This window comes from Terriglobales bacterium, assembly GCA_035573675.1.
Lineage (GTDB): Bacteria > Acidobacteriota > Terriglobia > Terriglobales > Acidobacteriaceae > DATMAB01.
Genome location: DATMAB010000015.1, coordinates 351,259 through 374,828 on the forward strand (window position 1 = coordinate 351,259; position 23,570 = coordinate 374,828).

Here is a 23,570-nt window from a genome sequence, read left to right on the forward strand (position 1 = left end):
ATGGTAACAGAGGACCTGCGGACCCTCAGTGCGTGTCCGGCGGTGGGGTCAACACCGGTTTTTCCAGACGGCGGTCGCTCTGTTTCACGGGGACCAGTTCGCGCGCGGGCTTGTCCAGGCGCCGCTCTTCCAGGACCAGGTCCCGCTGCAGCACCATTTCCACCGCCGTGCCCGATTCCAGGCGTACCTCGTTACCGCGCGAAAACAAGCCGATCAGCACCCCGGCGGCCCCGCCCACTCCAGCGCCGATCCCCGCGCCTTTGCCGCCGGCCGCCACCCCGCCGATCACGGCGCCGGTCGCCGCCGTGCCTGCAGCGGTCTTGACGTCCCGGCCTTTGCTGCCCTCCGCCTGGATCGTGCCCTCGTCGTCCTTGATGGTCTTGTCCTCAGAGCCGGGAACGCTGTCCAGCGCGCCGGGCAGCTTCACCGTGTAGCCGTTCGGGTAGATGAGCGTGGTGAAGTGCAGCAGGAGTTCCGCGCGCCCTTTCACCCGCCCCGACCGCTTGACCGATGTGATCTCGCCCTGCACGTACGTTCCAGCCGGGATCACGACGCGGTCGTTCTGGGTCACCGGGAAGGTGGTTTCGAGGTACACTCCGTCGCCCGGGCGGGCGCTCTTGGTCGAAACCGCGTGCTTCAGCACCAGCGGCACTTTGGTCCCCGCGGGCACGACGATCCGCACCGGCATTTCCTCCGCCGGTGCTTCCTGTTTCTGGCCGGTCGTCTGAGGTGACGTCGCAGGCTCATCGGGTCCCTGGTATCCGGCTGCCAAGCCCGTGGCCAGCAGTAAAATCCCTGGCAAGCGCATACTCTTCTCCTCCCCGTGCTCCGGTCCGCTCCCAGCAGGATGCGGCAAATCCTGTTAGACGCCTACTTGTTCTCGCTGGTTGGCTTTTCCGTCCCAACACCCTTCGGCGCCCACGCTTTGACGATGGCTTCCGCCATTCGCGCCACCAGCATCTCCGCCTGATTGTCCGGCGTCCAGCTCCGGTCCTGGTTGCCGTAAGTGAACACAGAAATCACGACCGGCCCCGTGGTGGTATGGACCAACGCTACATCGTTGCGCACGTCGTCGAGCTGTCCCACCTTATCGGCGACGGCGCTTGCCTCCTCCGACGTATCCACGGTTTCCAGGTAGCGCGGAATCATGTTCCGGTACTGCTGTTTCTGCAGCATCTCGATCATACGCCGGCAGAGGGCCGCGTCGCCGAGCTCGCACCGCGCCACCGATTCCATCACCGCCGCCATTTCCCGCGCCGTGGTCTTGCCCAGCCCGAACTGCTTCTGGTCCTCCGGCACCTGCCCCTGCGCTGGCCTGTACACCTTCTTATAGAGATAAGTATTCTTCAGACCCATCCCAGCCATACGCTCATTCACCGCCGGGATGCCCACCCGGTCGATGACCAGGTTCGTCGCCGTGTTGTCGCTCAGGACGATCATCAGCACGAGCGCGTCCTCCAGCGTCACTTCCAGACCGGTGTGGAGCAGCGTCAGCACACCTGAACCCGGCACCTTGTTCTCTTCATTCAGGACCAAGCGGTCCTGCAAGCTTCGCCGGCCGGCCTTCACCTGTGCGAAGGCTTCGAGCAGGATGGGCAGCTTGATGACCGACGCCGTCGGCACCGGCCGGTCCGCGTCAAGCGCAACTACTTGCCCGGTCTTCAGATGCTTGGCATAGAGCGCGACTCCTCCCGCATGGGCTTTCGCCATCGCCTCCAGCCGCCGTTGCAGGCTATCCTCCGCCCGGCTGGAAGGTGGCAGCGCGAGCAGCGCAGCCGCCAGACACGCAAGCTTTGCCCATCGTAGGACCGTTTCCATGTTGTCTGATTCCTACCTCGTGCTCTTCGTGCTCTTCGCGTACTGGCTGGTCAGCGTTTCGCGAACTCTCAGTACATTAGATACCTCTGTCTCGTCCTCATAAATTGCTTTACCTTTTGCTGCCAGCGGTTTGAGACCACGCCTGGATCCTCGCCGCGCCTCAGCGCCTCAACCGTACCCCTGTCTCCGACCAGGTCCGCCGTCCTGCCCAAATCGTACTTCGCCGGATAGAGCCGGATCATTGCCGCAATCAATTCTGCTCCCAGACGGCTCGTCCGCAGCCGCTCGCGATCCGTCACAGCGATTCTTACGCCTTGGCAGGCCTCTCCCTTGTATACGCTCGACAACGGCGTGAACTGCACAGCCTCGAACCGCACCCCGGGAATCTTTCGGCGGCTAAGGTATGCGGCCAGCCGGTCTCCTTCCGCCCAGGGTGCACCGAGCACCTCAAAGGGGCTGGCAGTTCCCCTTCCCACCGAGACGTTGGACCACTCCGCCATGGCCACGCCGGGATACAGCGTGGCCGCCGCCACGCTCGGCAGATTGGGCGATGGTGCCACCCACGTCAAACCCGTCTGGTCGAACCACTGTCGGCGCCGCCAGCCCGCCATGGGAACGACGCTCACCCAGGCTCCGAGCTTACGTTCCCCATTGAGCATCCGTGCCAGCTCGCCCATGGTCATGCCGTGCCGCACCGGCAAGACGTAGGGATGCAGTGGGCTGGCGGAATTCGCGTCGGAAACCGGTCCTTCGACAACCGTCCCTGTAACGGGATTGGGCCGGTCGAGCACCACCACCTCCACGCCCTCTTTCGCGGCCTGCTCCATCATGTAGGCCATGGTGAGGTAGTACGTGTAGAAGCTTGCACCGGCATCCTGAAGATCCACCACGACCGCGTCCAGCCCGCGCAGCCACTCCGCCCGCGGCCGCCGCGTCGCCGGATTAGCGAAGTTCAGGCTGTACACCGGCAGGCCGGTCGGGCCGTCGCGCCTGTCGGCGATATCCGCACGGTCCTCCGCTCCCGTGATTCCATGTTCGGGACTGAAGATCGCCACCAGTTCGACGTCGGGAGCGCGGCCGAGCACGTCGATGCTCCTGCGTCCCTGCGAATCCTTCCCCGTCTCGTTGGTCAGCAGCCCGATCCTCCGCGGCCGCTGTGCACCCGGCGCACGCAGCAGATCGAACTTGCTCGCCTCCAGCACATCAATACCGGTCTGCGTCGCGCCCGCTTCTTTGGTCGTCGCCAGCGCTCCGATTCGCAGGGACTTTGCGACCGCGTTCGCCACCCGCCTGCGCAATGGCACCGCGGACTTCCCACCCCGCGGATGTACCGCATGGGTGAGCAGCACGATGTACGTGCGCGACGCCGGATCGATCCACAGCGACGTTCCCGTGAACCCGGTGTGCCCGAACGATCCCCGCGGCAGCCAGTCCCCGCGGGGGCTGGAGTGCGGCGAATCGATGTCCCAGCCGATGCCGCGCAGCACGTTCGCCGCGCCCGGCTGCTGCGGCGAGGTCATCAACGCCACGGATTTCGCTGTCAGCACGGCCTCTCCGCCCGCCAGCATGGCCCGTGCGAACCGGGCCACGTCGTCCGCCGTCGAGAACACTCCCGCGTGACCAGCCACGCCGCCCATGCGCCGCGCCGTGGGATCGTGCACCACGCCGCGCAGCATCGCGCCCGATTCGTCTGCTTCGGTCGGCAAGATCCGCCGCCGCCATTCGTCGGGCGGAAGAAAACGCGTTTCCTTCATCCCCAGAGGTGCGAAGATCTTGCGCTGCGCATATTCCGCCAGCGGCTGCCCGCTCACCCGCTCCACCACTTCGCCCAACAGGATGTAGTTGATGTCGCTGTAGCGCCACTTCGTTCCCGGCGCGTCCACCGGCTTCTCTGCGCAGGCCCGCCGCAGCGCCTCTTCTTTTCCGCTCCACGTTTCTGTCAGGGCCAGGTCCGCCCGCAATCCGGAATAGTGCGTGGCCAGCATCCGCACCGTGATTGCCTGTTTGCCATTCGCCGCGCACTCCGGCAGATATTTGGTCAGCGGGTCGTCCACGTCCACGTTGCCCTGCTCCACCAGTTGCATCAGTGCGGTCGCAGTGACCATCGGCTTCGTCAACGATGCCAGGTCGAACACCGTATCCAGCGTCATGCGCTCGCGCTCCGGCTCCAGCGCCCTCCATCCGAACGCCCGCCGGTACAGCACCGCATCGCCCTGCCCCACAATGACGACAGCCCCGGGAACCTCGCCCTCACCTATCGCTTTCTCCAGCACTGCATCAAGCGCGGCAAACCGGTCGGCAGAGAGTTCCGGTAAATCCTGCCCGCACACCCACGGAGTCGCCAGCGATACAAAGAGGAGTAGAGGAGGCAGAACGCGGATCGGAAACGTTCTCGTGGACACAGTCAAGTGCAGCGAGTGTGGACGAATCCCAAACCCAAATCAAGCGACGGATTCGATCCCCCGGGTGCCTCTCGTTCGCGCCGCGCTTTTCGGCGCGTACGTGGGAGCAAACCTCTGCGGCTGTTTTCACGCACCCCCCGCATCCTTCGCGTCAACCGCCGGGTCGCTTCCGCTGCGCTAGAATTACCTCGCTGGCGACTCGACTGAGGCCGTTCCCTTCTGAAGAACGCTACCGCAACCTCCACGCTGCCCCTGCCGTCCTACTCTGACCAGGACAGGGCGTTCGCCCGCGCCTTCGGAGTGCTCGACGAGGGCATCGCCGACCATGCTTTCCCCGGCGCCGCCGTCGCGGTTACACACGAAGGCAAGCTGGTAGCGCTGAAGGGCCTTGGCCGCTTCACCTATGCTGCTTCCAGTCCGGAAGTCACCGCAGCCACCGTATTCGACCTCGCCTCGGTCTCCAAAGTCATCGCCACCACGGCCATGGCAATGGTGCTTTACGAGCGCGGCCATCTGAACCTCGAAGCGCCACTTGCCTCGGTCGTTCCCGAATTCGCCTCTGCCGACGACCCCCGCCGCCGCGCCGTTACGTTCCGCATGCTGCTGGCGCACTCTTCCGGACTTCCCGCCTACGAGCGCCTGTTCAAAACCGCCGCCACCCGCGACGCGCTCTTGCACGCCGCCTTTTCCATTCCGCTTGAAGCCGATCCCGGCGCTTGCGCCGCATACAGCGACCTGGGCTTCATCGTATTGGGCGAAGCTCTGGCGCGCATCGCCGGCGAGCCGTTGGATTCGTTCTGTCGCCGCGAAGTCTTCGGTCCGCTGGGGATGGCTCAGACGACCTTCAATCCTCCTGCCGCATGGAAGTCCCGCATTCCGCCCACCGTGGACGACCGCGACTTTCGTCGCCGCATCATTCAGGGCGAGGTGCACGATGAAAACTCCAGCGTCCTCGGTGGCGTCGCCGGACACGCCGGCCTGTTCGCGCCGGCCGCCGATGTGGCCACGTTCGCGCACATGATGTTGCGCGGCGGCCATCCCATCCTGCGCCCGGAGACCGTCGAATTGTTCACCCGTCGGGAATCCTCGCCGCCCGGCACTTCCCGTGCCCTCGGCTGGGACACGCCGCGCCACCCCTCGCAGTCCGGCCGGCACTTCTCGCCGCGCTCCTTCGGCCATCTCGGCTACACCGGTGCTTCGCTTTGGATCGACCCCGACCGCGCCCTCTCCGTCACCTTGCTCACCAACCGCACCTTCCCCGACCGCAGTTCGCAGAAGATCAAGGAAGTTCGCCCGCGATTTCATGACGCCATCATCGAGGCGCTCCGATGACTGGCCGTGCAACCAAGCCGCGCGTGCCTACCGAGGCCCGCAACCCAGCCACGGTCGCGCTCGACACCCTCTCCGCGTTCGACATCGCCCGCCGCATCAACCAGGAAGACGCGACCGTCGCCCGCACCGTCTCCCGGGCTCTTCCCGCCATTGCCCGTGCCATTGACGCCATGGCCCGGTCGCTGGCGAAAGGCGGCCGCGTAATCTACGTCGGCGCAGGCACCAGCGGGCGTCTCGCTGCGCTCGACGCCGCCGAGTGCCCGCCCACCTTCGGCACCCGCCCGCGCAGCGTCCAATTCGTCATCGCCGGAGGTCGCCGCGCGCTGGCTTCCGCTTCCGAAGTCAGCGAAGATTCCGCCGCTGCCGGTCGCCGCGACCTGGCCCGCCGCAAACCCGGACCCAGGGATGTTGTCGTCGGCCTCGCGGCCAGCGGACGCACTCCCTACACCGTCGCCGCCCTGGCCCTGGCTCGCAGCCGCGGCGCGCGAACCGTCGCCATCACCTGCAATCGCGGCACGCCGCTTGCGCGCGCCGCCCACATCCCCATCGTTCTCCCCACCGGTCCGGAGGTCGTCGCCGGCTCCACTCGCATGAAGGCCGGCACCGCCCAGAAGATGGCTCTCAACATGCTCTCCACCGGCGCCATGGCCCGCCTCGGCTTCGTCTACGGCAACCTGATGGTCAACGTTCACCAGAGGAACCGGAAGTTGCGGGAGCGAGCGCTGGCCGCACTCGAAGTCGCCACGGGACTGACTCGCGCGGCCGCGGTTCGCGCTCTCCAGCTTGCCGGCGGCAACCTGCCTGTCGCCCTGGTGATGGTGAAGCGCGGCGTCTCCCGGGCGGAAGCTCGGCGGCGCCTCCGCGCCGCTCGCGGCCACGTCCGCCACGCTATCCTTGGTGTCTAATCAGGAGGAACCTGGGACGTCTCTGTGTTGCTCTGTGTCCTCTGTGGTTAACTAATGCGAATGGATAAGTTCGTCATTCGCGGCGGCAATCCTCTTATCGGCACCATCCGCGTCAGTGGTGCGAAAAACGCCGCTCTCCCCGCCATGGCCGCCGCGCTCCTCACGGAAGAACCGGTCATCCTTGAGAACATCCCCGACGTCCGCGATATCCAGACCGAGCGCAGGCTGCTGGAATCCATGGGCGCTGAAGTCGAACTCGGCTACGGACGCGCCCACCACCGCACCACCCTTTGCTGCCGCAACCTCATCCGCGAACCGGAAGCGTCGTACGAACTGGTGAAGACCATGCGCGCCTCCACGCTCGTCCTCGGCCCGCTGGTGGCGCGCACCGGGCACGCGCGCGTCTCCCTTCCCGGCGGATGCGCCATCGGCGCCCGCCCCATCGACCTGCACATCAAGGGCTTGGAGCGTCTCGGAGCCACCATCACCCAGGAGCACGGATACGTGGTCGCCCAGGCGGAGCGCCTGCGCGGCGGCCAAATCGTTTTCGACAAGATCACCGTGACCGGCACCGAAGACCTGCTCATGGCCGCCACGCTCGCCGATGGCGAGACCGTGATGGAGAACTGCGCCCTCGAGCCCGAGGTCGCCGACCTCGCCGCGCTGCTCACCCGCATGGGCGCGCACATCGAAGGCGCCGGAACCCCCACCATCCGCGTCCGCGGCGTGGAGAAGCTGCGCGGCGCACGCCACCGCATCATCCCCGACCGCATCGAAGCCGGCACCTTTGTCATCGCCGGCGCGCTCACCGGCGGCGACCTGGTCGTCTCCGGCTGCGACCCGCGCCACATTCACGCCTTGTTGCAGAAGCTGGAAGAGTGCGGCGTCACCCTGCGCACCGGCAAGGATTCCGTCCGCGTCATGGGCAACGGCGCGTTGCGCGCCGCCGATGTCTCCACCGCCGAGTATCCCGGCTTCGCCACCGACCTGCAGGCGCAGTACATGGCTCTCGCCACGCAGGCTGAAGGCACTTCCGTTGTCACTGAGAACATCTTCGAGAACCGCTTCATGCACGCCCAGGAGCTGGTCCGCATGGGCGCCAGTATCAAGACGGAGGGGAACCGCGCCGTCGTCCGCGGCAAGACTCCGCTTTCTGGCGCCGCCGTGCTCGCTTCGGACCTGCGCGCTTCCGCGTCCCTGGTGCTGGCCGGCCTGGTCGCCGAAGGAGAGACCATCATCGACCGCGTCTATCACATCGACCGCGGCTACGAGCGCATCGAGGAAAAGCTGCGCGGTGTCGGCGCCCAGATGAAGCGCATCGGCGAAATGCTCCCCCGCCGCTCCCCCGCCCCCGTCGCCCCGGTCGAGAGCTGAAGATCTCTACTTTGTTTTCCTTCGTGTCCTTTGTGGTTGGCTGTTGTTTCTAGCCTCACCCCTTCTGCAAGAACATCTTCACTCCCACCGCCACCAATACCACGGCAAACGTCTTCCGCAACATTGCTTCCGAAACATGCTGCGCCAGCGCTCCGCCGAAATAGCCGCCGATGAAAAACCCCAGCGCCACCACCAATCCGATCTTCACGTCGGCATTCCCGGCACGGTAGTACTGCCACAATGCCAGCCCGCCGACCGGAAGCAGCAGCGCCGCCAGCGACGTTCCCTGCGCCCGGTGCTGCGACATGTGAAAGAAATAGACCAGGACGGGCACCAGCAGCACTCCCCCGCCGATCCCCACGATCCCTGACACCACCCCGATCAGCAATCCAGCCAGCAACGCGAGCCACAGCATGGCGCATCCTCTCTTTCCGAATCCATTCAGACTATGCCGCTCTGTACCCTGTCTTCGTCTTCCCGCGCCCGCAGCACCACGCCCACCGCCAGGATCACCACCAGCGACGCCGCCAGCATGGTCGGCGGGATCGGTTCCTTCAGCAGCGCTGCGCCTTCCACGATGGCCACAATGGGGATCACCAGGCTCATGGTCGAGATCTGGTACGGCTGGGTGCGCTTCAGCAGCCAATAGTACAGGGCGAACGCCACCGCCGAGCCGCCTGCGGCCAGGAACAGCAGCGCCCCCAGCGCCTGCGGCGTCCAGTGCGATGCCTGCCGCTCCAGAGGCAGGCTCACCGCCAGCAACGCCGCCGCCCCGCCCAGCAACTGCCACCCCGTGGCTACCGAAGGATCGATGTCATGCAGTTCTCGCTTGGCAAAGTGGACCGACCACGCCGTCGCCGCTACCGCCCCCAGCACTGCCGCTCCGCCCATCAGCGACCGGGTCGACACCGAGAGCGTGCTCTCGAACAGCACCGCGATCCCGCCCGTCGCCACCAGCATCGCCAGAAGCGCCGAGCGCGGCACCCGATGGTGCGACATCAGCGGCGTCAGCAGCGCCACTACCAGCGGCAGGCTGGTGTACAGCACCGCCGCCATCGAGGAGGCGATGTACTGCTCCGCCCAGAACAGCAGCCCGTAGGGCACCGCCATCATGGTGAAGGAAAGGACGCGCACCGCGCGCCACTCCCGCGCGTCGCGCAGCACGATGGACCGCCGCAACGCCACTCCACCCAGCAGCAACGCAGCCCCGACGAGAAACCGTATTCCCGCCGCTCGCAGCGGGGGTACATCCTGGACTACGACGCGGATCGCCATCCACGTCGTTCCCCAGATGCCGCACAGGCCTGCATACGCGGCCCACTCCCACAGCCCGAACCGTCGCTCGTCCGTCAGCTTCTGCTGCGTGCTGATATCTGTCATCCCGAGTAAGCCCGCTCGCGAAGCTACGCGGGCGCCGCGAGGGACCCCTATACCCTACACTGCCGTTGGAGAATTGGGTCTTCTCGTGCAAAAAGCAAGGCCGCGGCTCCCGGCCACGGCCCTTAAGCAGTTGCTAAGAATCATTGATTCAATGATTCATGGACTCAATGATTCACTATCTCGGTCCCCGTCCTCCGCGACGGTGCCCCATGTTCGCGCCGTGCTTTTCGACGCGTACATGGGTAAAACTAGCTTTCTATACCTCGGTTTGGGCTGCCCCACCCTTGTCGCTCCCGGTGTTGGAGCGACAGGGTGGGAGAGAATCTATCTCGGTCCGCGTCCTCCGCCTCCACCGCCTCCGCCGCGCCTTCCTCTCCGCCTCCGGCGATTGCGATCACGGTCGCCGCCATGGCCCCCGAATCCTCCCGGCCCGCCATGCGGACGCCCGGCGTCCACCCGATTGAAGTTGGGTTCGCCCTGGTCTTCTTCCGGGATGACCGCGGCCATTTCCGGATTGCTCCCGGCCAGTTTCGCCCGCTGCTCGCGCAAGATGGCCTTGCGCGACAGCCGGATGCGATTGCCCTCCACCGAAAGCACCTTCACCAGGATCTGGTCGCCCTCGTGCAGTTCGTCGCGCACGTTGGCGATGCGGTGCTCGGCCACTTCGCTGATGTGCAGCAGTCCCTCGGTTCCGGGGAAGATCTCCACGAACGCGCCGAACTCCGCCAGCCGCGTCACTTTGCCCAGGTACGTCTTGCCCACCTCGGCGGTAGCGGTGATGTCGCCGATCATCTGCAGCGCCCGGGCCGCCGACGCTTCGTCGTTCGAGGCTACGTTCACTCGCCCCGAATCCTCCACGTCGATCTTCACCCCGGTCGCCTCGATGATCCCGCGGATCACCTTCCCGCCCGGCCCGATCAGGTCGCGGATCTTGTCCGTCGGGATCTGCAGCGTGTAGATGCGCGGCGCATACGGCGAAATCGCCGGCCGCGGCTCCGCGATCGCTGCCTGCATCTTCTCCAGGATGTGCATGCGCGCGCGCCGGGCCTGCTCCATCGCCTCGCGCATGATCTGGCTGGTGATGCCGCTCACCTTGATGTCCATCTGCAGTGCGGTGATGCCGTCCTTCGTGCCCGCCACCTTGAAGTCCATATCGCCGTAGTGGTCTTCCGCGCCGGCGATATCCGTGAGGATGGCGTACTTGTCGCCCTCCTTCACCAGCCCCATGGCGATGCCCGCCACGGCCGCCCTGATGGGCACGCCCGCATCCATCATCGAAAGGCTCGCCCCGCACACGGAGGCCATCGACGACGACCCGTTCGACTCCAGGATGTCGGAGACCACGCGCATGGTGTACGGCCAGGTCTCTTCCGGCGGCAGCACCGCCGTCATCGCCCGTTCCGCCAGCGCGCCGTGTCCGATTTCCCTGCGGCCCGCGCCCCGCATGAACGCCACCTCGCCCACCGAAAATGGCGGGAAATTGTAGTGCAGCATGAAGCGCTTCTTGGCCTCGCCCTGGAAGCCTTCCGTGCGCTGCATGTCTTCCGCGGTCCCCAGCGTCGTGGTCACTAGCGCCTGCGTCTCCCCCCGGGTGAATACGGTCGAGCCGTGCGTCCGCGGCAGGATGCCCACCTCGATCGAGATGTCACGCACCTCGTCGAACGCCCGTCCGTCCGGCCGCCGCCGCGCGCTCGTCACCTGCTCCCGGAACTGGTTCTCCCGCAGGATGTCGAAGTAGCGCGAAAGCTTCCGGCGGCCCTCTTCGTCCTCCTCCGGCAAGGACTCTTTCAGTTCTTTCTTCAGTGCCCGGATGCGGCTATAGCTCTCCGCCTTGGGATATTTCTTCGTGTCGCTCAAATCGGCCAGTTGCCCGCCGATGCGCTGCTTCAGCTCGTTGTAGTAGGCCTCATCGAACTCCACCGCCGGCACTTCCCGCTTCGGCCGTCCCACCCGCGCCGCCAGCTCCGAGATGGCCGCGCAGATCTTCTTGATTTCCGTGTGCCCGAACTCGATCGCCTCCAGCACCGTGTCTTCCTTCACTTCCTTGGCGCCCGACTCCACCATCACGATGCCCTCCGACGTGCCCACCACCATGATGTTCAGCAGGCTCTCGTTCATCTCCTGGTAGGTCGGATTGATCACGAACGCGCCGTTCACCAGGCCCACCCGCACCGCTCCCACCGGCCCCTGGAAGGGGATATCGGAAACCGTCAGCGCGCACGACGCCCCATTGATGGCCGCCACATCCGGGTCGTTCTCCGTATCCGCGGAAAGCACCAGCGCGATCACCTGCGTCTCGCACCGGAAGCCCTCGGGAAACAGCGGCCGGATCGGCCGGTCGATCTGCCGGCAGGTCAGCGTCTCTTTCTCGCTCATGCGCCCTTCACGCTTGATGAACCCCCCGGGGAACCGCCCGCCGGCGTAGGTGTACTCGCGGTAATCCACGGTCAGCGGGAAGAAGTCGATTCCCTCCCGCGGCTCCGGATTGGCGCAGGCCGTGGCCAGCACCACATTATCGGCGGCGCGCACCACGCACGAGCCGTGCGCCTGCTTGGCCAGCCGGCCGGTCTCGAAGCGCAGGCTTTTCCCGCCCGCCAGTTCTACAACCATCTCTTGTTTCATTACTCTCTCCTTGGTCTGGGTACCGATGAGCCGCCAAACGCAATGCGCACCTGGGACGCGACCGTCGCCGACCGGCTAGAGCCCCGCTTCGTACGCCGACCTACACCCATCCCCGGCCGCACTTAGGCCTGCCCTCGCGGGCTGCCTACTTGCGGATGCCGAGTTTCTGGATGACGTCTTTGTACCGGTCCGGGTCGTAGCTCTTCAGGTAGTCCAGCAACCGGCGGCGCTTGCTCACCATGATCAGAAGACCGCGCCGGGAGGCGTGGTCGTTCTTATGGGTCTTGAAGTGCTCGGTCAGCTCTCCGATCCGCTCGCTCAGGACCGCGATCTGGACCTCCGGGCTCCCGGTGTCCGTCGCATGCAGGCGGTGCCGCTGGATGACGTCTGTCTTGCGCTCTTTCGCCAACACTTGGCTTGGTGTGCTCCTCAGTTTCTGTCCGTTGTTCTCGACCCTTCTAGAGTACACGCGATTCCCCACCCTGTAAACCTCGCGACTTCATGGACATGGCGACACCACCGGTGCCCCGCCCGGCGTCGCCTGTCCCAAGGCGGAGAAGTTGCGACTCAATGATTGATTGTTTCAATCCAGAACTACGCCGCTTTTCCGTTCCCGTTCTTCCTGGGCAGCAACGGCAGCCGTTCCACCGTCCCGATCACGCAGGGCACATGACCGTTCTGCCGGTGTTGACGGAAGCGTTCTTCGCGGCACATTGACTCGATGAGGTGCTTCTGGTGGGGACCCAGCACTTCCTGCGACAGCACGTGGAAATTGCGGAACATCCACAACAACTGCACGCGCTCCACCAGCGACGGCCGCACGTATCGCGGCCCGCGGTCGGTCGCAACCTCCAGCACTCCGTGGCGGAGCTTCTCCAGCAACATCGGGCACTACCTGGGTTGTGTGTCGGGGCGAACGCGCCGCAGCATACTCCTGCCCCATTCCCAATGCAACCCAAAATTTATGTTCAAGGTAAGTAGTACCTAAGTTATTAACTTATTGGTGATTAGCCTGCCAAGGGCCGAAAAGCTGGAGCCTTTCAATTACCTGATTACCCAATTACCAGATCATTCAATCGCCCGAGGGCCCGACCCTATTGATTCAATGATTCACTGACTCAACGATTCAATCGGTTTTCTTCACTCTCACCACCACGATCTTCGAGAATCCCTCTTCGAAGCTGGGCGGCTTGAGCTTGGCGGCCATGCGCCGCATGATGTCTTCCGGCACCACCCGTTCCCGCCGCTTGTTCCGTTCCAGGCATACCTCCAGCGGCACGTCGAAGAACACCGCCTGCACCTCGTAGCCCAAGCCCTTGGCCATCTTGATCCACTGCTTCCGCTCCCCGGGCGAGAGGTTGGTGGCGTCCACGTAATTCCACGGCATCTTGGCGATCAGCCGCGCCCGCAGCAGCGACCGCAGCGTCGAGAACACCAGCCCCTGGTAACGCTGCTCGGTGATGTCGTCGAACAGGATGTTCCGCAGCATGTCGCTCGAGAGCGGCGTCACCCCGCGGCGCTTGTACCACGTGGTCTTGCCCGAGCCCGGCAGCCCGATGGTCAGCACCACCACTCCCTTGGGCGCTTTCGGACTTTTCTCCGGAGGATGCAGCGTCGCCTCCGACGCCCCAGCCGGGGGCACCGTCGGCGATTCCGGCTGCGTCTCCACCACCAGACGGGGCTCTGCCTTGCTGGGTGCCGCCCCGTGCTGCCGGGGCGGCTCTTTCGCCGGCTGTCGAGGCGTATCTTTCACGGGCTGCGCTTCCCGCGGCGCGCTCGCCGCCTCCGCCCCCCGCAGCATCGCCTCCGGATACGACGGTCGCAGCGGCTCCGCCCCGCTGGGCAACGGCTGCCCGATCCGCCCCGTCGCCTCCACCTCACTCACGTCTTTCTTCTTCCGCCGCTTCAACCGCTCCCGCATCCACTTGCGCATGAGTTCCTTCGCTTGCCTGAGGATCGTGCCCTCTTGCTTTCAGGGAGCATCAACCTAACGCTTCGCGCTTGTAACACAATCTCGCCTTCACCGGCAATTCTCTTCCTGAGAGAGATTCCTCCCTGCAATCACCGGAGGTTGGCTGACAACTGACCACTGACCGCTGGCAGCTGGTTTTCTTGTCTGCCCCCCCACGGATTGGAACTTGAGGCGTTCTGCGGGCGTGAGGCCGCTATGGCGGCCGGGAGCCCGCAGCCGAAGTCCCGGGCGCAGCGAGGACCTCTCCCACTCCAACGTTCGGATACAACTTGGCTGCCCCCCAGGGATTCGAACCCCGATATGCTGATCCAGAGTTGTGACTCCTGCCACGGAGAGCAATTTAGACTATATCGCAATCGGTCGTACTCGTTCGCAACTAAGCGCAGTGAAGAGAACGCCTTGGCGCGACCTCGTGGCCTTCCGTCGCCCGAGTTTCTACAGCGGCGATTGCTACCGGTTACTACTACTTTTGACCGTGACGGGGCACAAAATTGGGCACACATCTCCAGGCTATTGAATGTCGCTACGAGGTAGCTCCGTTTCACATTGACCTACCTCCCATTGGAAGCTTGACCACGGAAGAATGAATATGATACACCTCTGTGTCGAGAATGAAGCGGAAGCGATCAGAGCTGCGGCTCCCTGAGCTTCGAGTGGGGACCCCCAGATTCGGCTCTACCGCCCAAGCGGCCAAACTGGCCGGCATCGGCCGGGCGACGCTGCACCGGTGGATCCGCGAAGGCAAGGTGCCAGCGCCGCGGCGGGAGACAATCGGCGGTGTCACTGTGCGGCTCTGGTCCGAGGAGGATCTGGAGAAGATCCGGGAGTACAAGAAGGCCCGCTACCGCAAAGGACGGGGCCGGAAGAAGAGATCGACATAGGTCATGGATATCGAACGGCTCGATTTCCGGCGCGTGCAAGATGGCAGCTTCTACGCGGGGAAGTCCTGCGAAGAATGCGACAACGCCGCCGAATTCGAGTACGCGATTTGGTACGAGGAGACTGCCGAGCCGCGCGAAACCGGAGCCCTCTGCGGAGTCTGCGCAGCGGTGATTCTCCTCCAGGAGACTGCCACGCCGAACGTCTCACTGGAAAAGCTAGGCCCAGAGGTGCGGGTTATTCCGTTTTGAAAAGTGCGCGCCGCGCCGGCGCGTGAAACGTCGGCGCGACGCTAACCAGAGTCGCCTGAACTGGAGGCAACGATGGCTAACTCGAACCTACACCAGCAGCGTTTCCCCTCACAACTTTCAATCGAGCCAGCGGCTGGCTTTCTGAGCGAGCCGGTGGTGTACAACTTACGGCCCTCGCCCGCCCTGGCCACGGCCGTTTCACAGGAGGATGCCGATGGAAACATCAGAATTTCGCATGCTGACTTTCGCCACAGCCTTCCCGATCTGGCTGGCCTCGCGCACGCACCTCTCCGACGGCAGCCGGCAGGATTACTTGCGCCACTTCAAGCGCCTGTTCCCCTTCTTCGGCGAGTTGCGTCTAGATGAGATCCGGATCGACCACATCCAGGAGTACCGACAGCGGCGCCTGGCAGAGATCACCAAGCGCAAGGGGCATCATCCGGAGCGGCCTGGTGCCAGCCGCATAAACCACGAGCTCAACACCGTGCAGCAGGTCCTGGCGCTGGCCGGCTGTTGGAAAGAAATGGAACCTTGGTATAAGCCCTTGCCGCTGCCGGAGTCTTCGCCCGGGCGGGCGCTCACTCGGGAGGAATTCGAGCGTCTTTTCCGCATGGCGTCAACGAACAAGCGCTGGAGGGTTGCCTATGTGGCTGCACTCCTGACCGCGAACACAACCGCCGGCCCTGGTGAACTCCGCATGTTACGGTTAGGTGACGTCGACCTTGAAAAGGCTGAGCTCCACATCCGCCAGGGAATCAAGAACCCAAACCGCAAACGTGACATCCCACTCAACCAGGATGCGTTATGGGCGGCACGGCAGGCCGTCGAGCGAGCGCGCAGGATGGGAGCCACGCGCCCAGAGCACTATCTTTTCCCGCATCGCGCACACGCCCAGGGCGCCGAGCCCGATCCGATGCGGCCGATGGGAAGCTGGAAGAAGGCCTGGTACGCCCTGCGCACCGCCGCCGGGCTGCCCGGCCTGCGCCAGTACGACCTGCGCCACCATGCGATCACGGCGCTGCTGGAGATCCCCAGCGTTAGCGAGCGCACGGTGATGGACATCGCTGGGCACGTCTCGAACGAGATGCTCAAGCGCTATAGCCATATTCGCGTCCGAACGAGGCGCGAGGCCGTCGAAGCGCTGACCAGGCAGTCGAAGTCGGAGTCGCAGGCCCAAGCAGGCCAGGTTGCAATTATTCCGGCCCAACCGATGCCTCCAGCACCGTTTTGGGGCAGGGCGAGGCGGCGCTTGCCTCACCGCTCCTGGCGGTAGGGGTCCATTGAGGGGCTCTCGTTGCCTTGGGCTACCTGATGAGATCGAGGGCCTGGCGGATCTGGTAGACCAGCGTTTGGGCTTCGAGGACCTTGACGAGCCGTTCAACCCTAGCCCGCTCCTGTGGCGACCGGTCTTTGATCAGCTCACGCCATGGGGTCGTCTTTGGCACGGGGGACGGTCTCGTTAGAGGATTTTACCGCAAACTCACCATCAGCCACCTTGGTTGGTTCCCCCGAAGTTGCGGCCAAAGTTGAGGCCGAAGCCGCCGAACCAGAAGGCGTCCGTGGTGCGCACCGCTCCGTTCAGCGTCGCGACCGGGGTGATGCGGAACTGCACTGCCTTGCCGGTGGGCGCGTCGGCCAGGTACTCCGACAGCAGGTAGGTGAAAGAAGTACCCGTCAGGCCCGTCTGGGTGCGGCTGCCTTGCACCACGCCGTTCAGCAGCACCTCGACGGTGTACGTGCCCTCGATCGCGCCCGAGACGCTGGCCGCATCCTGTTGCACCACGTTCGGCTGGGCGGTGCGGATACGGTGCGCCCAGGTGAAGGCGGCATTCCCCACCACGTCAGTGGGCCAGTACAGGCCGTTCACCTGCGCCTTGCCCGGCGGGTAGGGCTTCTGCGCCCGGCTGGCCATCGTCTTTACCACCGCTGACACGCTGCCGATGGCCACGGTCGATTTGTGGCTGAAGGGCAGGCACTTGGCCGAGATGGTCATGTCGCTGGGGTAGTCGGCGTCGCGTACCAGACCGGCCAGGTTCAACCCAGTGCCGTCCGAGAAGAACCAGACGCGCGCGCCGGCGCTGTGATCGGCTGGAAGGGTGTCGAAGATTCCGCGCACGATGCCGGCGATGGTGTAGGTGCCATCACCGTTGTCGGTGACCGTGGTGGCGCTCATCCACTCGTCATCGATGAGCACCAGGAGATCCCCACGCACGCGCCCGCCGGCGTCCGTGTTCTCAATTCCAGCGAGGTCTTGGGCGCCCTGGATGACGAAGCCGACCGTATCGAGGGCGGCGGTGGTGCGTTGGTAGGCGTTGACCAGCGTGCCCGAGGGATTGAAAGTCCCGTTGGTGTTCGACTGGTAGAAGCCCGCGCCTTCATCGCTCCAGATCTGATAGCCGGCGCTCTGCTCTTCGGCGCGCACGCAGAGCGCTGCCAGCTCGCGCTCGCCGCCTTCCGTCAGGTGATAGGGCACTTCCTCCAGGCGTTGGGCGGTCGGTGGCAGTGGATCGGTCACCGGGTCAACCCAGCCACTATCCGCCGGCGGGTCATACACGGTCGAGCCCACGGCGAAGATATCCTCGACGCACTCGATCTCGATGCGGCCGTTCTCCAGCGCGCCATAGTTGATATTCGAGACCCGCATCACCATGCCGCTGATCCCCAGCGGCGCCCAGGTAAGCTTGAACACGCCACCATGGCGCAGCGCCCAGGCCTTGCGGTTGGCGACCACGCGCGCCTTGGCCAAGGGATAGGAGCGCTGCCGCATCTCGCGGTTGGCTACCTTCTGGGCTACCGCGGAATTCGAGAAAAGCAGATAAGGCAGAACTTCGCCGTCGATCTCCTGGCGCGTCGCATGGTTGGCCGTCTCCTGGGCTTGGACGACTTCTTCCTTCCAGGTAGCCCGGTTCAGGAACTTGACCTTGACCTCGTTCAGCGTCTGCTGCCAGCTCACGCGCCCGAAGTCCAGCTCCAGGATGTCGTTATCAGTGAGTTCGAGCAGCGTGCCGGGGTCATAATCGGCGCGGATCAGCTTCAGTGTCCACAGGCCGGTTGCAGGGTCGGTGTAGATCGCTCCATCAATGTGCTGCAGGATATCGCCCAGGATGGAATCCAGGTCGCTGGGATTATCAAGCTGTTGGCTGATGCCCATGCTCTCCGACCAGAGCGTGTTGCCCGCCGCCTGGAAGCTGGCCAGGTCGAAGCGCGCCGCCGGGATGCGCCGCCCCCAGACGGTGTTGGTCATGATCTCGTAAATCCACTCGGCCGGGTTGGTGTCGCCGGCGATGTTCTCGCGCCCCGCCGCCAGGCCCAGGTTCTTGGGGCAGCGCCGCAGCACGAACGCCCAGTCCTTGATGTACTGGTTGGTACCGACATAGAAGGGCAGTCCCTTCGTGACCGGCGAAGCTTCCAAGACGGCATGGCACAGTCCACCGAACGCCGGCGCCGGGCTGAAGCCCTGCTGCTGTCCCAGGTAGGCATTCGCCGGCTGGCTGGGCTTGCCGCTGTAAAAACGCATGCGCCCCTTCAGGCCGCCCTCTCCGCCAGGGTTTTGCTTGATGGTCCCGCCAAACATGTCGCGCGCTGCGTTCGAGCTAATGTCTACGATGGTTTCGCCAGTCGGGCTCAGCAGAATATTCGCGACGCCAGGGATGGGCTTGTCGTTGGCCACCAAGATCGCAACCAGCTCATCGACGACGCCGTGACACACGCCCATCTGCATGCCCAGGAAGTACTGATGGCCAAGGATTTGACTCCGCGAAAAAATCATCCCCAGGGTGAACGCCCGCTTCCATCCTGGATTCCCGATAAGCGCATTTTTCTTCAGGTCTCCATACCAGAGCACGTTAGGGCCCCGCACGATGCAGGTGCCCGCAATCACCGGGATCGTTCGACCATCCTCCGCGGTCGGGACCTGGAAGTCGCCCAGCGCGCTGGCCTTGGCATTCGGCGGCCGTGGCGAAAGCGCCGCCGTCACGACCAGCGTGGCGACGAAGAGGGCGACGACGAGCCAGAACGGCATTCAGACCTCCAGCCGACCCTGAAGCGGGCGACCCTGCTCCGGAGTTACTTGCCGCTCGCCATCGGGCGGTTGCTCCCGCTTCTGCCGTAGGATCTCGTCGGCCGTAGGTCCAGCAGGACTAGGCGAGCCCCGCCGCGGCGCCTTGTCCTGCTCGACTGCGAGCCAGCGGTTCACGAACTTCAGCACGCCGGCTTTGGTCTTGCGGTTGCGCGGGTTGGCCAGCAGCCAGCCGCGCATATTGCGCAGCTCCTGCAGGACGTTCACCGCCGGATAGAGTCGCTTCCACTCCTCGACCTGGTTGGTCTGGATGGGGTGCTCGCTTCCATCGTTCAGCGGCAGCGCCATGATCGGGACGGATGCCGGCGTCGGCCGGTTTTCTTGGCCGACGCCTACTGACGGTTCTTTTGATGGTTCTATTTGATGGTTCGGGTGACAAGCTCTGTCACCCCTCACGGCCCGCGCTGTCACCCCATGGCGCTCCTCCTGACACCCCACGTTCTTGGGGTGACTGGCTGACACCCCATCTTCTTGACAGATGGCGCGAGCAGCAGCCTCCTCCAACTTCCGACAATCGAGCTCGTACAGGTTCGTGCCTCGGCGACCTTGCTGCTTTGTCGTTTTCAGCCAACGCTCGCGCTTTAGTTTTAAGAGGATGCGCTGGACTTGGCGCTCTGACTGCCGGGACTTTTTCGCAATCGCCGGAATGGAAGGCCACGAGATCCCGCGCTCATTGGAGTGGTCGGCGAGGCAGAGAATAACCAACAACTCCCTGGGATCTTGGAACTCGCGACTTTTCCAGGCCAGACTCATAAGGTGGATCGACATTACCCTCCAGTTGCTTCACTTCACTCGACGCCACTGGCTTCGAGGTCCTTGCGCTCTCCAATCTGTATCTGGCAGGTCGGACCGGTTTCCACGGCCTGCTGTGCGACCGTCGCACAGGGTCTGGAAATCGCCGCTGCTGTCGTCTTGGGCCCTGGAGCCGGGCGCGGCCTCCGGAAGGCCCTGCCGCACAGCCGGCAGCGTTTCTCGGCTCTCCCCTGGCGCCTTGCTTTCTTATCCTGGCGCCGGCACTCCTCAGAACAGAAAACGCTACGGACTCCCCGGCGTGCTGGGATGGGCGCGCGGCAGTGGCAGCAGTAGCGCCTCACAAGGCCTGCTCCATTCGGTGGACGGCTAAGACCAGATCGTGGCGGCGTTGCGATTCGGTACGCCCGAAGGGGCCTACGTTCTCGCCGTAGAACGCGCTGGCCGCTTCTTTCAGTTGGAGGATTTTCTCCTCAACGTAGGCAGTCTCTGCCGTGACGTGTTTCAACAGCCGCTCGATTTCTCCGAGGGCACTGTGATCGCCAGCACAGTTGTGCTGCTCAATGACCGTCTCGATTGCCTTCACAGCTTCAGCCGGACCCATCTGCGAACCTCCTTCAAAAGTACTCACCGGGGCATGCTGCCGAGCGGGTTTCCAGGCGTGCGCACGCGGCGCGCCGGGGCCGGAACCAGCGTCGCCGGATTGCGGCCCTGCTGGATATGCTCGGCGAGCGCGCCCAGGTCACGATAGAGCGCCGGCGCAAGCAGATTCTGCAGCAGCCACAGACCAGCGTGGCAGTAGACCTCCAGGTCGAGCGCCTCATTGCGCGCATAGGTCTGGACGTAGATCGAGCGCGGCGTACGGGTGCGTTTGTCGCGCACCGTGATCTTGCGCTCGCTGGTTAGCTGCTGGAGATAATCGTCGGTCACCCAATCCGGAAGGTGGATGTAGCCTGGTCCCGGCTTCGGGATGTTCAGCCGGGCGAAGATGCGGTCCTTGGCGGCGTAAGTATCCACAAGCCACAGGCGGATGTTGGCTTTGCGCGTCGAGCTCTCCTGCACCAGGCCGGGGCGCGAAAGATGATCCACGCCCTTGCAGGCATAGATACGGCGCAGGCTGAATTGCCGCGGCAGCACGAAATCATAGACGCTGTCCGCATGGGCGCCGGAGTCGATGAGCACGATGGCCGGCCGCAGGCGAAGGCCGCACTCGTGCTCCCATTCGCGCAGCAGGTAATGGTCGAGCTGCTCCCAGACGTTCACCTGCGTGGCTGGATCGACCTCGATACCGGGGTTGCCCCAGAACACCTGATAATCGACCAGCCAGCTCTCCTCACCCGGCCCGAAGGCCTTCACCTGAACCTCGATGCGGTTGTGCTGCACGTCGGCCGCGGCCACCAGCACGCAACCGCCGCGCGGCACCTGCGCCGGGTACTTTTCTTCCTTCGCGCGGGAGCGCAGCACGGGCGCTTCAACGGGGTTCTGCGCCGCGGCGTCCCACGTTTCGGCGAGCGAAAGGGTGACAAAAGCGCGCAGCTTCTCCGGGTTATCCTTGGCTGCCACCCACCGTTCGGCCAGCTCCGCCCAGATCGGCTTCCAGGGCGAGTACAGCGCGTTCAAGTGAAAACCGCGGTGCGCGGTGCGCTCCGGACGGCGGTGGATCCAGCGGCCGGCGGCGAGCATGCGAGCCTTGTGCTTCTCATCGATGCCCTGGCCGCACTGCGTGCACAGATAGCGGACGCTTTCCGGTATGACGGCGCCTTGCCCATCGCGCTCGAACACCAGGCGATAGACTGGGTGCTCAGGGTCGGAGTCCGGATCGCGCCACCAAAGCGGCTGCTCGAAGCCACAGAACGGGCAGGGCAGATGGAAGAGACCCTGCGAGCTGGCGTCGTACTCGGCATCGATGCGCGACAGGCCGCGGGGCCGCGCTGGCGTCGAGGCCAGGAAGATCTTGGCATCATCGAAAGTCTCGGTGCGGCGCTCGGCGATCTCGACGGGATCGCCTTCTTTGTTCACGTCGAGCGGATAAGCCTCGACCTCGTCGAGCAGCAGCACGGCAATCGGATGCGAACGCAGGCCTGCACCAGAATTGGCGCCGGTGATCTTCAGATACCCACCGGGGAAGCGCTTCAGACGCACGGTGTTGCCGGCGCGGCGGCTGGTCGCCGTGCGTACCTTGCTGCGCAGCGCCGGGGAATGTTCGATCAGGGGCGCGATGCGCTCGTTCGAGTAGTCCTTCGCCGTCTCGGAGGTAGGCTGCACCAGCATGATCGGTTTCGGATCGGCATCGATGAAGTAGCCAATCACGTTATTCATGACCTCCGACCCGCCCACCTGCGTGCTCTTGCGCAGCGTGATGCGCCGCACCGCCGGATCCAGGATGCAATCCATGATCTCCCGCTGGTACGACTCGGTCAGCCAGGGACCGGGCCGGTGCGTCCGGCCCTTGGGCAGGATGCGGTTTCGCTCTGCCCACTGACTGACGCTTTCGGCGCGCGCCGGCGGAGCGAGCAGGTGCGCCCGGCTTCGGAATATCTCCCCGAGGCGGTCCAGATGCGGGGCGACGCTTTCGGCCGTTGCCATGGATCAGATCCTTAACCAGGGGCACCAGGTCGTGGAGCATGGCGCGAATCTCCGCGTCCATCCGCGCCTTGATGACCGCGCGGCTCTCGTCCTCGCAGTTCGCCGCCAAGCGGACAGGCAGACCGAGGGCGCGCTGGCGCATTGTGGTGAGCAGCTCCTCGAACTTCTCCTCCACCACCGCGGCGGGGATGAATTCGCGCCGGCGCTCTGCCAACTTGTGCTCCAGCAGCTCGCGCTGCGCGCGCTTGAGTAGGTCCGCTTCTGGAGGCCCCTTGCCAACCGAGGCTCCATCTTCAGACTCGCAAGCCTGGGTGCGGTCCTGCAGGAAGCCGATGTACCAGCGCATGCACTCGCCCAGCTCGTACTTGCCATGGGCCTGACGCGGCATCCCCGCCTGGACCAGGCGCTGAATGTCCCGCGGGGAGCGCCGGAGTATCTCGCCGAGTTGGGACACGCTGACGACGGCCATTCCATTTTGCAGGCGCTAGGCGGTCCTCCGTTGCGCAGTTTCCGCGAACGTCTGACCGGAGGCCTTCAGCAGCGCGGACTGGCCGGTCATCTTTTGCCAGCGCGCGATCAGTCGGTCGCATTGGTGCGGGTCCTCAGCGCCGCAAGTCAGCTCGTGCGCGCCCAGGAGCCAGGTGTCGCCGGCGCGCGAAACTTTGGGTACGCGGGACGCGGTGAAAGCCACCGACTTCACATCGTCGGCCGTGATGCCGGCCAGGAGCTTTGTCAGCTCGTCCTTATCGAAACCGGTGCTCGTGAGATCAGCTTTGCGGCCGCGCAGGTCCGAGAGCTCGAGACGCAGCAGCTTCTTGTTCCAGCTCGTCTCATCCCGCGTGCGGTTATCTGCAAGCCGGTAGGCAGCCGCCGGCGTCAGATCCCGCGCGACTACGATGGGCACGGTCTTCTGCTTCAGGGCGAGCGCGGCCTCGTAGCGGCCATGGCCGGCGACGATGACGAGATCGCGATCGACAACGATGGGCTGCTTCCAGCCAAACTTGCGGATCGAAGCAGCCACCTTCTGCACCGCCGCCTCGCTGCGAGTCCGCGGGTTGCGGGCATATGGCTTGATCTTGCTGATGTCGAGCCATTCGACTTTCAGTTTGCTCTTCATGGTCGAAAACGACAACGACAGCGAAAAATTTTCTGTCTTACGCTAGCGGCAAGCCGCAGCCGCCGTCACCCGCGCAGGGGAGTGGGCCCTGGAAGGACCCGTTA

At 64.6% G+C, this 23,570-nt stretch carries 21 protein-coding genes; 7 read left to right on the plus strand and 14 right to left on the minus strand.

Features of this window, described 5'->3' with window-relative positions; genetic code table 11:
• Positions 1–25: 25 nt before the first annotated feature.
• From VNK82_07120 to VNK82_07130, 3 genes are all read right to left on the minus strand, one after another.
• Positions 26–802, minus strand: a complete 777-nt coding sequence (locus VNK82_07120) for a hypothetical protein (protein ID HXE90718.1) — start codon at positions 800–802, stop codon at positions 26–28.
• Between the two features lie 68 nt (positions 803–870).
• Positions 871–1,818, minus strand: coding sequence for a serine hydrolase (locus VNK82_07125; GenBank protein ID HXE90719.1), 948 nt, complete (start codon positions 1,816–1,818; stop codon positions 871–873).
• Between the two features lie 68 nt (positions 1,819–1,886).
• Positions 1,887–4,091, minus strand: coding sequence for a serine hydrolase (locus tag VNK82_07130; protein HXE90720.1), 2,205 nt, complete (start codon positions 4,089–4,091; stop codon positions 1,887–1,889).
• 429 nt (positions 4,092–4,520) lie between these two features.
• Between VNK82_07130 and VNK82_07135 the strand changes: the two genes are divergently transcribed.
• The 3 genes from VNK82_07135 to murA are packed head-to-tail and all read left to right on the plus strand — an operon-like array spanning position 4,521 to position 7,831.
• Positions 4,521–5,552, plus strand: a complete 1,032-nt coding sequence (locus tag VNK82_07135; protein HXE90721.1) for a serine hydrolase domain-containing protein — start codon at positions 4,521–4,523, stop codon at positions 5,550–5,552.
• Complete coding sequence (murQ, locus tag VNK82_07140) at positions 5,549–6,457, plus strand: N-acetylmuramic acid 6-phosphate etherase (protein ID HXE90722.1); 909 nt, start codon at positions 5,549–5,551, stop codon at positions 6,455–6,457. Before VNK82_07135 ends, murQ begins: the two co-directional genes overlap by 4 nt.
• A gap of 60 nt (positions 6,458–6,517) precedes the next feature.
• Positions 6,518–7,831, plus strand: coding sequence for a UDP-N-acetylglucosamine 1-carboxyvinyltransferase (murA, locus tag VNK82_07145; protein ID HXE90723.1), 1,314 nt, complete (start codon positions 6,518–6,520; stop codon positions 7,829–7,831).
• A 55-nt stretch (positions 7,832–7,886) separates the two neighbouring features.
• Here murA and VNK82_07150 read toward each other — a convergent pair whose 3' ends face one another.
• From VNK82_07150 to VNK82_07175, 6 genes are all read right to left on the minus strand, one after another.
• On the minus strand, positions 7,887–8,276 hold the full coding sequence (locus tag VNK82_07150; GenBank protein HXE90724.1) for a sulfite exporter TauE/SafE family protein: 390 nt from the start codon (positions 8,274–8,276) through the stop codon (positions 7,887–7,889).
• Positions 8,273–9,211, minus strand: coding sequence for an EamA family transporter (locus VNK82_07155; GenBank protein ID HXE90725.1), 939 nt, complete (start codon positions 9,209–9,211; stop codon positions 8,273–8,275). Before VNK82_07155 ends, VNK82_07150 begins: the two co-directional genes overlap by 4 nt.
• A gap of 324 nt (positions 9,212–9,535) precedes the next feature.
• Entirely contained in the window at positions 9,536–11,833 is a 2,298-nt protein-coding gene (gene pnp / locus VNK82_07160) for a polyribonucleotide nucleotidyltransferase (protein HXE90726.1), read from the minus strand.
• Positions 11,834–11,978: 145 nt separating this feature from the next.
• A complete protein-coding gene (gene rpsO / locus VNK82_07165) occupies positions 11,979–12,245 on the minus strand; it encodes a 30S ribosomal protein S15 (protein HXE90727.1) in 267 nt (88 codons plus the stop codon).
• A gap of 182 nt (positions 12,246–12,427) precedes the next feature.
• Positions 12,428–12,718 (minus strand): hypothetical protein, encoded by a 291-nt coding sequence (locus VNK82_07170; protein HXE90728.1) that lies wholly within the window; start codon positions 12,716–12,718, stop codon positions 12,428–12,430.
• A 241-nt stretch (positions 12,719–12,959) separates the two neighbouring features.
• Positions 12,960–13,766, minus strand: coding sequence for an AAA family ATPase (locus VNK82_07175; protein ID HXE90729.1), 807 nt, complete (start codon positions 13,764–13,766; stop codon positions 12,960–12,962).
• A gap of 692 nt (positions 13,767–14,458) precedes the next feature.
• Between VNK82_07175 and VNK82_07180 the strand changes: the two genes are divergently transcribed.
• The 3 genes from VNK82_07180 (at position 14,459) to VNK82_07190 (ending at position 16,208) form a co-directional block, all read left to right on the plus strand.
• Positions 14,459–14,686 (plus strand): helix-turn-helix domain-containing protein, encoded by a 228-nt coding sequence (locus VNK82_07180; GenBank protein HXE90730.1) that lies wholly within the window; start codon positions 14,459–14,461, stop codon positions 14,684–14,686.
• A gap of 3 nt (positions 14,687–14,689) precedes the next feature.
• On the plus strand, positions 14,690–14,935 hold the full coding sequence (locus VNK82_07185) for a hypothetical protein (GenBank protein ID HXE90731.1): 246 nt from the start codon (positions 14,690–14,692) through the stop codon (positions 14,933–14,935).
• A 214-nt stretch (positions 14,936–15,149) separates the two neighbouring features.
• Entirely contained in the window at positions 15,150–16,208 is a 1,059-nt protein-coding gene (locus tag VNK82_07190; GenBank protein ID HXE90732.1) for a tyrosine-type recombinase/integrase, read from the plus strand.
• Between the two features lie 213 nt (positions 16,209–16,421).
• Here the strand turns inward: VNK82_07190 and VNK82_07195 are convergent, their stop codons facing one another.
• The 4 genes from VNK82_07195 to VNK82_07210 form a co-directional block, all read right to left on the minus strand.
• Positions 16,422–18,956 carry a phage tail protein gene (locus VNK82_07195; protein ID HXE90733.1) on the minus strand — a complete coding sequence of 845 codons (2,535 nt, stop codon included), beginning with the start codon at positions 18,954–18,956 and terminating at the stop codon, positions 16,422–16,424.
• Positions 18,957–19,301, minus strand: a complete 345-nt coding sequence (locus tag VNK82_07200) for a hypothetical protein (protein HXE90734.1) — start codon at positions 19,299–19,301, stop codon at positions 18,957–18,959.
• 802 nt (positions 19,302–20,103) lie between these two features.
• Positions 20,104–20,367 (minus strand): hypothetical protein, encoded by a 264-nt coding sequence (locus VNK82_07205; protein ID HXE90735.1) that lies wholly within the window; start codon positions 20,365–20,367, stop codon positions 20,104–20,106.
• 23 nt (positions 20,368–20,390) lie between these two features.
• Positions 20,391–22,349: a phage terminase large subunit family protein gene (locus VNK82_07210; GenBank protein HXE90736.1), complete on the minus strand. Its 1,959-nt coding sequence runs from the start codon at positions 22,347–22,349 to the stop codon at positions 20,391–20,393.
• Between VNK82_07210 and VNK82_07215 the strand changes: the two genes are divergently transcribed.
• A complete protein-coding gene (locus VNK82_07215; protein ID HXE90737.1) occupies positions 22,348–22,602 on the plus strand; it encodes a hypothetical protein in 255 nt (84 codons plus the stop codon). The two genes, VNK82_07210 and VNK82_07215, sit on opposite strands and share 2 nt — an antisense overlap.
• Before the next feature lie 231 nt (positions 22,603–22,833).
• On the opposite strand, the gene VNK82_07220 is transcribed toward VNK82_07215, so the two are convergent.
• Positions 22,834–23,466: a ParB/RepB/Spo0J family partition protein gene (locus VNK82_07220; GenBank protein HXE90738.1), complete on the minus strand. Its 633-nt coding sequence runs from the start codon at positions 23,464–23,466 to the stop codon at positions 22,834–22,836.
• Positions 23,467–23,570: the final 104 nt, after the last annotated feature.

Coding starts and splice junctions, on each gene's coding strand:
- VNK82_07200 (HXE90734.1), bottom strand. CDS start 19,301: ATGGCGCTGCCGCTGAACGATGGAAGCGAGCACCCCATCCAGACCAAC.
- VNK82_07220 (HXE90738.1), bottom strand. CDS start 23,466: ATGAAGAGCAAACTGAAAGTCGAATGGCTCGACATCAGCAAGATCAAG.
- VNK82_07190 (HXE90732.1), top strand. CDS start 15,150: ATGGAAACATCAGAATTTCGCATGCTGACTTTCGCCACAGCCTTCCCG.
- VNK82_07125 (HXE90719.1), bottom strand. CDS start 1,818: ATGGAAACGGTCCTACGATGGGCAAAGCTTGCGTGTCTGGCGGCTGCG.
- VNK82_07210 (HXE90736.1), bottom strand. CDS start 22,349: ATGGCAACGGCCGAAAGCGTCGCCCCGCATCTGGACCGCCTCGGGGAG.
- murA (HXE90723.1), top strand. CDS start 6,518: ATGGATAAGTTCGTCATTCGCGGCGGCAATCCTCTTATCGGCACCATC.
- VNK82_07155 (HXE90725.1), bottom strand. CDS start 9,211: ATGACAGATATCAGCACGCAGCAGAAGCTGACGGACGAGCGACGGTTC.
- VNK82_07170 (HXE90728.1), bottom strand. CDS start 12,718: ATGTTGCTGGAGAAGCTCCGCCACGGAGTGCTGGAGGTTGCGACCGAC.
- VNK82_07175 (HXE90729.1), bottom strand. CDS start 13,766: ATGCGCAAGTGGATGCGGGAGCGGTTGAAGCGGCGGAAGAAGAAAGAC.
- VNK82_07185 (HXE90731.1), top strand. CDS start 14,690: ATGGATATCGAACGGCTCGATTTCCGGCGCGTGCAAGATGGCAGCTTC.
- VNK82_07195 (HXE90733.1), bottom strand. CDS start 18,956: ATGCCGTTCTGGCTCGTCGTCGCCCTCTTCGTCGCCACGCTGGTCGTG.
- pnp (HXE90726.1), bottom strand. CDS start 11,833: ATGAAACAAGAGATGGTTGTAGAACTGGCGGGCGGGAAAAGCCTGCGC.
- VNK82_07215 (HXE90737.1), top strand. CDS start 22,348: ATGGATCAGATCCTTAACCAGGGGCACCAGGTCGTGGAGCATGGCGCG.
- VNK82_07205 (HXE90735.1), bottom strand. CDS start 20,367: ATGGGTCCGGCTGAAGCTGTGAAGGCAATCGAGACGGTCATTGAGCAG.
- murQ (HXE90722.1), top strand. CDS start 5,549: ATGACTGGCCGTGCAACCAAGCCGCGCGTGCCTACCGAGGCCCGCAAC.